Source organism: Halobacillus litoralis, assembly GCF_009856355.1.
GTDB classification, from domain to species: domain Bacteria; phylum Bacillota; class Bacilli; order Bacillales; family Halobacillaceae; genus Halobacillus; species Halobacillus litoralis_B.
Genome location: NZ_WMEW01000005.1, coordinates 42,907 through 55,444, shown reverse-complemented (window position 1 = coordinate 55,444; position 12,538 = coordinate 42,907). Strand labels below are relative to the sequence as shown.

The 12,538-nt window shown below is 47.2% G+C and carries 15 protein-coding genes; all 15 read right to left on the bottom strand.

From position 1 onward, the window contains the following. Positions 1-19 precede the first annotated feature (19 nt). Positions 20-1,486 (bottom strand): spore germination protein, encoded by a 1,467-nt coding sequence (locus tag GLV97_RS08950; protein ID WP_160889533.1) that lies wholly within the window; start codon positions 1,484-1,486, stop codon positions 20-22. A gap of 23 nt (positions 1,487-1,509) precedes the next feature. Next, on the bottom strand, positions 1,510-1,860 hold the full coding sequence (spoVAE, locus tag GLV97_RS08945) for a stage V sporulation protein AE (protein ID WP_160835860.1): 351 nt from the start codon (positions 1,858-1,860) through the stop codon (positions 1,510-1,512). Continuing rightward, positions 1,857-2,873, bottom strand: a complete 1,017-nt coding sequence (gene spoVAD / locus GLV97_RS08940; RefSeq protein WP_160889532.1) for a stage V sporulation protein AD — start codon at positions 2,871-2,873, stop codon at positions 1,857-1,859. Before spoVAD ends, spoVAE begins: the two co-directional genes overlap by 4 nt. A 12-nt stretch (positions 2,874-2,885) precedes the next feature. After that, positions 2,886-3,344: a stage V sporulation protein AC gene (gene spoVAC / locus GLV97_RS08935; RefSeq protein WP_160840378.1), complete on the bottom strand. Its 459-nt coding sequence runs from the start codon at positions 3,342-3,344 to the stop codon at positions 2,886-2,888. Between the two features lie 22 nt (positions 3,345-3,366). Then, the gene (locus GLV97_RS08930; protein WP_160835863.1) at positions 3,367-3,777 is read right to left on the bottom strand and encodes a stage V sporulation protein AB; all 411 of its coding nucleotides are present in this window, start codon (positions 3,775-3,777) and stop codon (positions 3,367-3,369) included. Continuing rightward, positions 3,764-4,381 carry a stage V sporulation protein AA gene (locus GLV97_RS08925; protein WP_160835864.1) on the bottom strand — a complete coding sequence of 206 codons (618 nt, stop codon included), beginning with the start codon at positions 4,379-4,381 and terminating at the stop codon, positions 3,764-3,766. Before GLV97_RS08925 ends, GLV97_RS08930 begins: the two co-directional genes overlap by 14 nt. Positions 4,382-4,504: 123 nt before the next feature. Beyond that, entirely contained in the window at positions 4,505-5,251 is a 747-nt protein-coding gene (gene sigF / locus GLV97_RS08920) for an RNA polymerase sporulation sigma factor SigF (protein WP_160836479.1), read from the bottom strand. Positions 5,252-5,261: 10 nt separating this feature from the next. Beyond that, positions 5,262-5,702: an anti-sigma F factor gene (spoIIAB, locus tag GLV97_RS08915; RefSeq protein WP_160835865.1), complete on the bottom strand. Its 441-nt coding sequence runs from the start codon at positions 5,700-5,702 to the stop codon at positions 5,262-5,264. Beyond that, entirely contained in the window at positions 5,687-6,052 is a 366-nt protein-coding gene (gene spoIIAA / locus GLV97_RS08910) for an anti-sigma F factor antagonist (protein WP_160835866.1), read from the bottom strand. Before spoIIAA ends, spoIIAB begins: the two co-directional genes overlap by 16 nt. 93 nt (positions 6,053-6,145) lie before the next feature. Next, positions 6,146-7,318, bottom strand: coding sequence for a D-alanyl-D-alanine carboxypeptidase family protein (locus tag GLV97_RS08905; RefSeq protein ID WP_160835867.1), 1,173 nt, complete (start codon positions 7,316-7,318; stop codon positions 6,146-6,148). A gap of 381 nt (positions 7,319-7,699) precedes the next feature. Beyond that, positions 7,700-9,001, bottom strand: a complete 1,302-nt coding sequence (locus tag GLV97_RS08900; protein ID WP_160840380.1) for a pyrimidine-nucleoside phosphorylase — start codon at positions 8,999-9,001, stop codon at positions 7,700-7,702. A gap of 86 nt (positions 9,002-9,087) precedes the next feature. Beyond that, the gene (locus GLV97_RS08895) at positions 9,088-9,915 is read right to left on the bottom strand and encodes a purine-nucleoside phosphorylase (RefSeq protein ID WP_160889531.1); all 828 of its coding nucleotides are present in this window, start codon (positions 9,913-9,915) and stop codon (positions 9,088-9,090) included. Between the two features lie 14 nt (positions 9,916-9,929). Next, a complete protein-coding gene (deoB, locus tag GLV97_RS08890; RefSeq protein ID WP_160835870.1) occupies positions 9,930-11,108 on the bottom strand; it encodes a phosphopentomutase in 1,179 nt (392 codons plus the stop codon). Between the two features lie 96 nt (positions 11,109-11,204). Beyond that, a complete protein-coding gene (gene xerD, locus GLV97_RS08885; protein ID WP_160835871.1) occupies positions 11,205-12,092 on the bottom strand; it encodes a site-specific tyrosine recombinase XerD in 888 nt (295 codons plus the stop codon). A 7-nt stretch (positions 12,093-12,099) separates the two neighbouring features. Beyond that, a complete protein-coding gene (locus GLV97_RS08880; RefSeq protein WP_160835872.1) occupies positions 12,100-12,318 on the bottom strand; it encodes a DUF4227 family protein in 219 nt (72 codons plus the stop codon). Between the last annotated feature and the right edge of the window lie 220 nt (positions 12,319-12,538).

The window sequence follows — 12,538 nt, the reverse complement described above, 5'->3', positions numbered from 1 at the left end:
TGAAAGCCGGGCAATATGATTATTTCTGCCTCTGATTATTTTGAGGATGAACTACGCTCGGCCGGACCTTCAAAGACGGCATGCTGAGCCTGAAGATGATCTGCAGAGCAGCCTTGGCATTAAAAGGAAGAAAAGGCCAGAGGTAAGGCGTGTTCAACGATTTTGTATGGGCGAGAAGGAGTATAAAACCAAGGAACCCTATCATCAACCCTTTGATACCAAAAACAGCAACTAAGATCACAAATAAAACCCTGGCCATCTTATTGGCTACGGACAATTCATAACTTGGAGTCGAGTAGGATCCAATCGCTGCAACAGCAACATACAGAATAACTTCCGGGACAAACATCCCCACATCGATCGCGATCTGCCCAATCAGAACAGCCGCGATCAGCCCCATCGCGGTCGATAACGGTGTCGGCGTGTGAATAGCGGCAATTCTCAGCATTTCAAGCCCGAGGTCTGCCAGAAGAATTTGAATAATGATGGGTATGGATGTCTCTTCATTCGGGCCGATAAAAGCCAGAGACTCCGGGAGCAGATCCGGCTGCATCACGAACAGCATCCAGAGAGGGAGCACAAATATCGAAGAGAATATCCCGAAAAACCGGACCCAGCGGACAAATGTTCCTACTGCAGGTGCCTGCCTGAATTCTTCTGCATGCTGAACATGATGGAAGTAGGTTGTCGGCGTAATAATGACACTCGGGGAGGTATCCACCATAATGATTACATGACCTTCAAATAAGTGAGCTGAAGCTACATCAGGCCTCTCGGTATAACGAACAAGAGGGAACGGGTTACTCCCCTGCTGAACGAGAAATTCCTCGACGGTTTTGTCGGCCATGGATAAGCCGTCTATATCGATGTTTTTTATTTCGCTCTTGATCAAATCCACAAGCCCCGGATCTGCGACATCTTTAATATACGAAATACAGACGTCTGTTTTCGATCTTTCCCCTACTTGGAGAATTTCATGGCGAAGCCGTTCATCCCGGATCCTCCGTCTTGTTAATGCTGTATTTTCAATGATATTTTCCGTGAAGCCATCCCTCGATCCTCGTATGACCTTTTCTGTATCCGGCTCTTCCGGTGTCCGGCCTGGATAAGTACGGACGTCGACGATGAATGCGTCGGTCTCTCCTTCAACAAACAGGACAATGAGGCCGGATAAAAGCTGGGTGATACACTGGTTCATGTCCGATGATGTTTCCACCTGCTGGTGAGGGATATCATTCTTGATCCGCGAGCTTACGGTATCCTCTTCTTCCGTCCCCTCATTCAATTCAAACAACTGCCTCATAATATCTACGATGATAGGCGTTTCGACAAGGCCTGTCACATAATAGACGTTGACTTCTGATCCAAGAATATATACCGTGCGGAATCCAAGATCGAAGGATTGTTCCACACCGATCCTTTCATTTAACGCCTTTCTATTCTGGGCCAGTTTCATAACGATGGGTGCTTCTTTTTGATCCTGCATTCCTTTCACTCCTTGAGGCAACATTACCCTTTCGGTTTAAAAAACAGCGCAACGATAAATCCAAACAAAATAGCAGATGCAATACCTGCAGAAGTCAATTCAAATATTCCAACTGCAATACCGATAAACCCATGCTCTTCGGATTGTTCCATTGCCCCGTGAAGAAGGGAGTGTCCAAAGCTTGTAATCGGGACGGTCGCTCCAGCTCCTGCAAATTCAATGAGATTGTCATAAATATCGAAAGCATCAAGAACCGCACCGGCGACAACAAAGGAGGACATGACGTGGGCAGGTGTCAGCTTAAAGACATCCAGCAGAAGCTGGCCGATCACACAGATCCCTCCTCCTACGATAAAAGCCCATAAAAAGGTCATGAGTCCACCTCCCCCCTTTGTAGTACGACCGCGTGGGCGATTCCGGGAATCGATTCCTTCTGCTGAATCATCATCGGACTCATCAAGGCCCCGGTGGCAGCTATGAGAACCTTATTATACTTTCCTTCGATGATGTCCTGAATGAGTTTCCCATAGGTCACAACAGCAGAACACGCACATCCGCTTCCCCCGGCAAAAACGGGCTGATCACTGTGATAGACGAGCATGCCACAGTCTTTATGAACGTCACTCACGTCATATCCGTCCTGCTTCATCATATCTCTGAAAATCGGGGATCCTACAGAAGATAAATCCCCTGTAGCAATCACATCATAATCCGAAGGCATACGTCCCATATCCTCCAGGTGGGTTTTTATCGTATCCCATGCCGCCGGAGCCATAGCCGACCCCATATCAAAAGGGTCTTTAATGTTGTAATCCATCACTCTTCCGAGTGTTGCGGCTTCCACCTGTACAGGGGAGGGAGTTCTGGAGAGAAGGGCGGCTCCGCTTCCAGTCACGGTGTATGTGGCGGTTTTCGGTTTCTGGCCCCCATATTCCGTTGGATAACGGAATTGACGCTCTGCAGTGCAGTTATGTGAGCTGACCGCCACTAAAGCCTGATCCACATACCCGCTGTCGACCAAAGCGGCTCCGGATGCCAGCGTCTCCATACTCGTCGAGCAGGCACCAAACATACCGAGGACAGGGATTTCCAGCTGACGGGCGACATAATTACCTGTCACGTTCTGATTGAGAAGGTCTCCTGCAAGAAATAGATCAATGGCAGACTGGTCAACCCCCGCTTTCTGAAGACAGGCGTAAACCGCGTCAAACATCAACTTCCTTTCCGCAAGCTCCCAGTTTGATTCTCCACAGTGAAGTTCCTCATGAACAACATCGTACGTCCTTCCAAGGGGGCCTTCCCCTTCCATCGGACCCACAGCTGTACCGGAAGATTGTATATAAACTTGATTGGAGAATGTCCACGTTTGCTTTCCAGCTTTACCCATATCTATTTCCTCCTAGAAGATAAGTGACCAGACATACCTGATAATCCCCAGAACATAGGCGGCCACTACACCGAATACAATGACAGAACCGGCTAGTTTGAACAGATTCGTCGCCACCCCCAGCACCAGTCCCTCCGATTTATGTTCGAGAGCCGCGCTCGTAATCGAGTTGGCAAAACCTGTAACAGGAACGGCTGATCCAGCTCCTGCAAACTGCCCCAGCTTATCATAAACCCCGAAGCCCGTAGCTAATGCCGCTAGTAAAATGAGAGTGGCTACAGTTGGGTTCATCGCATTTTCTTCACTATAATCAAACCAATGAACATACATCTGCGACAACAACTCACCGAATACACAGATGAGCCCTCCTACAATGAACGCTTTTATACAATTCAGGACGTAAGGCGGCTTCGGCTGGTAGGATTTCACGGCTTTTTCGAAATTCTGTTCATTCAAAGGCTGCTTATCCATTCATTTCCCTCCCATATTCACGCTATTTGACAAAAATGATCCATTGAAACAGGGAACCTGCGATCTTCCCAAGTACGAGCGCCATTAATAAAGTAAAGAGATATCCATCAACCCCGATCCGTTTAAAAAGAAGGGGGAAAACGTTCAACACTTCCGTGAGGGCTGCGGCAAGCATGCCGATGAAAATTCCGTGAAACAGTCCCCACAAGCCGATTCCCCACCACGTTATCTCAATGGGGAAGCTTCCAAAAGACAAATAGATGCCGAAAAACACGCCGGAGATGACCGCCCATTCATAGTGCCTTAGTTTCGATTCAGAATGACTTAACTGCATCAGGCGCGGTACAATCCCAAGAACAGTCAAAAAAGCTACAAAACCTGTTCCGACGGCAATCCCTGACGCAAGTCCGATCAAAATTTCAACGATCCACATCCTTTTTTTCCACCTTATTTTCTTTAATGGCTACATAATGATCCAAATCTTCCTGGTAGTTAAAAATCTCTACTTCCATCGGACTCGGTTCTTCATTGAATCTTTTTTGAAACCAATGATTGAAGAATAAGATCATCCCGATACCAAGTCCGATCGAGTACGGAATTTGTATCAAAAGTGGATATTCAGCTTCGCGGCCTGTCAGCATCAGATGAAGCTTCTGCTGCACAGACTGCATACTGACATCAAAGTGAAAATTCATAATGGCCATGGCCGCTCCGATAAATAATAAAATCCATATAGCACTGATTAACAGGGGATTCGGTTCTTTCTTGTGCTTCTCTACATGGACGACGCAGGAGGATGGACCAATCAGCTGTACTTCTGTATCCGGCTGATGATGCAGAATCTGTTCCACAACCATAAAGGCATCAATGACGACAATGTTCTGATCCTCCGGTGTTACTTTATGCAGTATAAGTTCCTTCAAAGGGGAGATCTGCTGTTCAGCCCCTGTAATTCCAGCAGCATCCTTCAGGCGGATTTCTGCCTCCGGATTTACATAAATGGACTGCTTCAGACGAATATAGACAGGTGCTGCCATCTTTTCCGCCCCCTGTAAGATTTAGATATGCTTATTATGTGTGGTGCAGCGAAAAACATACGCCGCCCTCTTCCCCCGGTTTCTGACCAATAAAAAAACTGCACCCTCAGCAGGCGCAGCCTTTCAACTCGTATCATTCATTGTAGCTTTCATATCCGCCAGAATCTTTTTCTCCAACCTGGAAACCTGTACCTGGGATATCCCAAGCCTTTCGGCTACCTCAGTCTGTGTCTGATCCTTGTAATACCTGAGGTAAATGATGAGGCGCTCCCGTTTATCCAGCCTGCTCATAACATCCTGCAGCGTAAGCTGGTCAAACCAACTGTCATCATCCTCAGCGATTTGATCGACCAGGGTAATGGGATCCCCCTCATTCTCATACACCGTTTCATAAATGGACTGAGGCGCACGGCCAACGTCCTCCGCCTGGACAATTTCTTCCTTGGACATACCGAGTGCTTCAGCCAGTTCGTTCACGGTCGGCGACCGGCCGTATTCCTTTAAAAGCTCTTCTTTTTTGGCCCTGACTTTATGGTTTAATTCTTTCAGACTCCGGCTGACCTTCACACTGCCGTCATCCCTGATAAACCGCTGGATTTCACCAATGATCATAGGGACCGCATACGTCGAAAAACGGACGTCATAACTTAGATCAAACTTGTCGATGGATTTTAAAAGACCGATACAGCCGATTTGATAAAGATCATCCTGGTCATATCCTCTGCGCAGGTACCGCTGCACCACCGACCAGACGAGTCTGGTATTCTTTTCGACAAGAAAATCCCTGGCTTCCTGATCTCCGGCCTGGCTTTTTTTAATCAATGCCTTCACATCTTTATCCGACAGACGTTCTTTGGTGGCATCTCCCATAGGCGCGGCCTCAATTACAAAGCGCACGGGTGGACGTCAGCTGCTTCGTCATACGTATGGTCGTCCCGACCCCGGGCTCAGATGTGATGTCCACTTGATCCATGAAGTTCTCCATAATTGTAAATCCCATACCGGAGCGCTCCCATTCCGGCTTGGATGTATACAATGGCTCTTTGGCAAGATCGATATTCTCAATACCGTTTCCATGGTCTTTAATAATCAATTCGATTTCTTCTCCATCAATGGCACAGGTAAGTACAATTTTTTCGTCATTCTTTTCCTCATACCCGTGGATGATCGCATTTGTCACCGCTTCGGATACAACGGTTTTAATATCCGTCAGTTCCTCCATCGTCGGGTTGAGCTGACTGATGAAAGAAGCGACCGAAACCCTTGCCAGAGATTCGTTGGCGCTGATACTTAAAAATTCAAGGGTCATTTCATTCCGCATGATGCCACCCCCAGACTTTCCAATGCAGCAGATTCATTTTCCATCAGCTGCATAATCTTAAACAGACCGGACATATCAAACAACCGTTTGACTTCAGGAGATACGGAACAAACCACCATCACATTTCCCTTTGCCTGTACTTCTTTATAACGACCAAGCATAACACCAAGGCCGGAACTATCCATGAAGGACAGTTTTTCTAAATTGACAATCACATGGTCGACGGCTTTGTTTTCCAGCTGTTTCTGCCAGGCTTCCCTGAGGTACCCGGTTTCGTGATGATCAAGCTCTCCATTCAAACGTACAATTAACACATTTTCCCTGACAGCGAAATGACTTTGAAGACTCACGTGTATTCCCTCCTCTGACATTTAAGAGTCACTAAGTCTTTTCGTACTTTCCTGAGTCATTTCCTGCCCTGAAACAATACTAGTGGGAAAGTGCTAAAACCTCTGAAAGCTCGTCAAATTCCTCCAGGACCGTTCCCACAACCGGAAAAATCCTGCTTCTTCCACAGTTTCTGAAGTCTCCAGCCGGACTTTGGCGACTTCTTCATCTCCATTTTTGACAACGACCCACCCCATGTGAGCTCCTTTTTCATATGGCAGACTTCGGCTGTCGTCTACATTCAACTCTGTTTCATACTCCGTCTTTTTATCATTTTTCTTCTTCAGAACAACGACATCCTTCTCCGGTTTCAACACCGCCTGACGAGGCTCTCCTCTTGTCAGATTCAATGTTGTCATGGCATCGTCCTTTGAATAAAGTTTGACACCTTCAAATTGTGAAAATCCATAGTCCAGCAGGCTGGAAACATCAGCATTCCGGTCTTTTGGAGTCGATGCACCCATGACAACAGCAATCATGTGCATATCGTTACGCTGGGCGGAGGCAGTCAGGCAGTATTTGGCTTCTGAAGTATAGCCGGTTTTTAACCCGTCCATTCCAGGATAGGTTTTGATCAATTTATTTGTGTTCACCAGCCAAAATTCGTTATCCTGCCCTTTACGCAGGTAATCATCATATATTTTTGTGTATTGGGTTACTTCATCATGCAGAAGCAGCTCACGGGCCATAACGGCCATATCACGTGCGGTGCTCAGGTGATTTTCGGCCGGAAGTCCCGTCGGATTTTCAAAATGGGTGTTTTTCAAACCAAGGGCCTCTGCTTTTTCATTCATCATCGCTACGAATTCTTTTTCACTTCCGGCAATCCGTTCAGCCATCGCTACGCTGGCATCGTTGCCCGAAGCTACAGCGATCCCTTTAAGGAGATCCTCCACAGTCATCTCCTCACCCGCTTCAAGAAAAATCTGGGATCCTCCCATGGAAGCCGCATGTTCACTGACACGGACCATTTCGTCCAGAGTGATCCCGCCTTTTTCCAGTTCCTCCATAATCAATAAAAGAGTCATGACCTTCGTCATGCTTGCTGGAGGCAGCTGCTTATCTGCATCCTTATCAAAAAGTGTACGGCCGCTGTTTTTCTCCATTAAAACAGCCGATTTTGCTGAATTCACAATATCCAACGATTCCTTTTCCTCCGCTGATAAGCCTGCCGGAAGAAGAGTTACGAATAAACAAAGAGCTAGAATGACACCTAACAATTTTCTCATTCCCTAACCTCCCATATAGCTGTAAGTGTCCCTAGCTTTCCCTTTCCATGATCTTCTATACAAATCTGTCTGCTGCACGTTTCAGAGACTTAACGATAAAAAAGACGGAGTCCAGTGACTCCGTCTTTACAAGCTTTTTTCTTTCTTACCGCCGGGAGCGAAAGCCCCTTCCCTTTCCGCGGACGAGCGCCCGAGCTTCCTCGCAAAAAACCACGCTCGGTGATCTCGGCCCACTCGTTCTTCCGCAGGAGTGGAAGGGGCACCGCTCCTTATGACAAGCATAATGTAACCCTTTACACGACAAATAGACAACTCGGACTGGTTACCTCAGGCTTTTTCTACTGCCAAAAAAGACGGAGTCCAGCGACTCCGTCTTTATCTTCACTTAATAATATTATGGATCAATGTAGGCTTCTTAACGACATCATTTGAAATCGTGTAGGCCTGCTTTACCTTCTGGATGGAATCTTCCGGCTGTTCATCGTCACTTAGAAGAACAACAAGAGGCTCTCCCGCTTTCACTGAATCGCCAATTTTCTTCTTCATCGTGATTCCAACACCATGATTGATCTCGTCATCCTTTGTGGCACGGCCGGCACCAAGGTACATAGCGGCGACACCAATGGACTCGGCGTCAATAGCCGATACAAAACCATCTTTTTCAGCCGGTACTTCCACTTGGTATTCCGCCTGTGGAAGCTTGGAAAGATCATCGATCATGGATACATCTCCACCCTGTGCTTCTATAAGGTTACGCAGGGATTGGAACGCTTTTCCGTTCTCGATATTAGCTTCCAGCGCTTCATAAGCTTCCTCATAAGTTGGGAACTTGTCTGCCAGTACAGCCATATGAGAGGCGATTTCCAGAGAGAGTGTGCGAAGGTCTTCTACACGGCTTCCCTGAAGGATTTCCGCTGCTTCCTTAATTTCGTTCGCATTACCGACTTCATAGCCAAGTGGCTGGTTCATATCACTGATAACCGCTACGGTTTTTCTACCCAGGTTGTTTCCGATGTTCACCATTTCACGGGCAAGGGCTTCGGAATCCTCCAGCGTCTTCATAAAAGCGCCTGTCCCTGTTTTTACATCCAATACAATGCTGTCCGCTCCGGATGCGATCTTCTTGCTCATGATTGAACCAGCGATAAGTGGGAGGGAATTCACCGTTCCTGTTACGTCCCGCAGCGCATAAAGTTTCTTATCAGCCGGCGCCAGGTTCCCTGTCTGGCCGGCAACAGCAAGCTTGTACTTGTTCACGTTCTCAATAAACTTCTCTTTGCTCATTTCAATTTCAAGACCCTTGACGGATTCCAGTTTATCCAGCGTTCCGCCTGTATGGCCAAGACCACGGCCGGACATTTTCGCAACAGGAATACCAACGGACGCAACGAGAGGGCCCACGATAAAGGTTACTTTGTCACCTACACCGCCCGTGGAGTGCTTATCTACTTTTTTCCCATCGATCTCTGAGAGGTCGATGGTTTCGCCCGAATCCACCATCGCTTTCGTCAAGGTCGCCGTTTCCTCCTGCGTCATCCCCTGAAAATAGATGGCCATCGTCAGTGCTGAAGCCTGATAATCAGGAATTTCTCCTTTTGTATACCCTTCCACAAAAAACTTTATTTCTTCCTCTGTGAGCTCCCCGCCGTCGCGCTTTTTAACAATTACATCATACATTCTCATATCCTATCACCCTTTGCTTTTACTAAGAATTGTCGGCGGTGGCAATAGAGCACACCGCCATTGCTGCTTCATTTCAAACGCATTCGTTAAACAGAAACAGAAAGTGTACGGAGCAGTTCCTTAACAAAACCGAGAAAATCTTCACGCACCTGCGCGGTCGTTTCAATCACTTCGTCATGAGTAAGCGGCTGATCAAGAATACCTGCAGCCATGTTAGAAATACAGGAAATACCGAGAACTTTCATGCCTGCATGGTTGGCCACCATGACTTCCGGAACTGTAGACATTCCTACAGCATCTCCGCCAAGTGTACGAAGCATGCGGATCTCTGCGCCTGTTTCATAGGCAGGACCCGTATTACCGACGTACACACCTTTTTGGATGCCCAGGTTCAATTTTTCTGCCGCCTTTTCCGCGTGACCAATCAGCTTCCGGTCGTAGGCTTCAGACATATCCGGGAAACGCGGCCCCAGCTCATCATCATTTGGTCCGATCAGCGGGCTGTCCCCCATATTATTAATATGGTCGGTGATCACCATCAGGTTTCCGGGCTCAAAGGAAGTATTGATGCCGCCGGCGGCGTTTGTGACAAATAGAGTCTCAACCCCCAGCTCCTTCATCACACGTACCGGGAAGGTCACTTGTTTCATCGTATAGCCTTCGTAATAGTGGAAGCGGCCCTGCATAGCAATAACCTGCTGTCCTTCAAGCTCTCCGATAACCAGCTGTCCCTTGTGTCCAGAGACCGTAGATTCCGGGAAGTGGGGGATTTCGGAATAAGGAATAGCCGTAGGGTTTTTAATTTCTTCTGCTAAAACCCCAAGACCGGAACCTAAAATCAACCCTACTCCAGGTTGTTCGGGCAGCTGCTGTTTAATAAATTGAGATGCTTCTTTAACTTGCGCTTGATTCATGTTCATACCCCTCCCTATTGGATATCCTTTAAGAAACTCTGCCCATGTTCAGGCATTTGAATATTGAAGTTATCAGAAACCGTGGCCCCGATATCCGCAAATGTGCGGCGCTGCTCCAGCTCTTTTCCTTGATCGATTCCTTTATGATAAACGATGAGCGGCACCAGTTCACGGGTGTGGTCTGTTCCATGGTGCACCGGGTCATTCCCGTGGTCAGCAGTAATGATTAACAGATCGTCGTCTTCCATTTTTTCCAATACTTCCGGAAGGCGCTCATCATAAGCTTCCAAAGCTTCCCCATACCCTTGAGGATCGCGGCGGTGACCGTACTTGGCATCAAAGTCAACCAGATTCAGGAAGCTCATTCCATGGAAATCTTTATCCATGGACTTCACTAATTGATCCATGCCGTCCATATTGTCTTTCGTACGAACCGCTTCTGTCACACCTTCACCATCATAAATATCGGAAATCTTACCAAGAGCTACTACATCAAGGCCGGCGTCCGCCATGTCATTCATTACTGTCCGTCCGAATGGTTTAAGTGCATAATCGTGACGGTTGGATGTCCGTTCAAAAGCTCCCGGCTCTCCTATGAATGGACGGGCGATGATACGGCCGACCATATATTTTTCGTCCTTTGTGATTTCCCTGCAGAATTCACAGATTTCAAACAGTTCCTCAGGCGGAACGACGTCTTCGTGGGCAGCGATTTGAAGCACTGAATCGGCTGAAGTATAAATGATCAAGTCTCCGGTTTCCATGTGATGTCCGCCCAGCTCTTTAATGATTTCCGTTCCTGATGCCGGCTTGTTCCCTACAATGCCTCTTCCAGTCTTCTCCTTGATTTGGTCCAGCAGTTCGTCTGGAAAACCATCGGGGAATGTACGGAATGGCTGATCGATATACAGACCCATGATTTCCCAGTGGCCGGTCATCGTATCCTTCCCGTTGGATGCTTCCACCATCGTTGTATAATGGGCTTTAGGTGCAGAAGCTTTTTCAATTCCCTGGATGCTTCTGATGTTGCTCAAACCGAGTTCTCCCATATGCGGCATGTTCAATCCGTTCATATGAGCGGCAATGTGGCCCAGCGTATCCGCTCCTTCGTCACCAAATTTACCAGCATCGGGAGCCTCCCCGATTCCTACGGAGTCCATAACAACTAAAAATACGCGTTTAAATGAATTCATTAACGATCCCTCCTGTTTTTTAATTTCCCAAATTCGTTTGAAACTACCCTTTTTTCTATAGATGTAGGATGTCAGACAACTCCAAAGAAAAAAAGATTACGCCCGTGGATGATACGAGCGGTAAACGTCTTTCAGGCGTGTTTTTGAGACGTGGGTGTAAATCTGTGTCGTCGAAATATCTGCATGTCCAAGCATTTCCTGTACTGCCCTTAAGTCTGCACCATTTTCAAGCAGATGAGTGGCAAAAGAGTGGCGCAGCGTATGTGGAGTGAGTTCTTTTTCCACGCCCATCTCCCGAGCAACCGCTTTCAGAATCTTCCAAAAACCTTGTCTGGACAGCTTGTTTCCATGGTGGTTCACAAATAATTCTTCCGTATTTTTCTGTTTGACCAACGCCCCGCGGCCCGTGTCCAAATATTTTTCCACAGCTTCTTTAGCCATATCACCAAGGGGAATGATCCGTTCTTTGGAACCTTTACCGAGGCAGCGGACAAACCCCATCGTCAAATGAAGATCACTGACCTTCAGGGACACCAGTTCCGTTACGCGGAGACCGGTCGCATAGAGCATTTCGAACATGGCTTTATTCCTGGAGGAAAGAGGATCCCTGGCATGGATATTCAAGAGCTTATCCACGTCATCAGAGGATAGCACTTTGGGAAGGCGCCGCTCCTTTTTCGGTGTTTCTATATGTAGACTCGGATCATGCTCCGTCTTTTTTTCTCTGATCAGAAACTGGTGAAAAAGGCGGATGGAGGACAGAAAACGCGCTGTCGTAGCCGGGGATCTCCCCTGGTCATTCAAGTGGTAGAGGTACTTCATAATGTGCCCCCTCGTTACCACATCCCATGATTTGATCTCCTCTTTTTCCTGCATAAACGCAGCGTACTGTGTAAGGTCCCGTTTATAGGATTGTATTGTATTGGGTGAAAGTCCGCGCTCCACCGTTAAATAGTGATAAAAATCTTCAAGAGCATACTTCATCTTCCACCTACTCTCCTAATCGAAAAAATATCGATAGACGATCTGCCCAATCCGGATCTTGAGGACTGGATACCTTCACCGCTGATCCGCCCGGGGGATCATACCGGTGCTGCCTTTCGTACTCACCATGAACCATTCTCAATGCCATGTAAAAGACGAACGTGCAGATAGTAAAAACTAAGAGGACTTTAACTAAATCTCTTAAACTATGCCGGAGCCGGCTCACTCCATCACCCCCACCCCTGTCCTTTATTCAAGGGTATGCCGGAAACGATTGAAAATATACACGGTGGAAGTGAAAGAATCCGTATTTAGAACACAAGTCCATCTAGCAATAACGTACACGATTTTTCTACATTTGTAAATAAAAATGAGCAGCCGCTTACCTTCTGCTCATTTCATCTATAAAAAAAGCCACTATGAAACTGCATAGCGGCCCCTGGCGT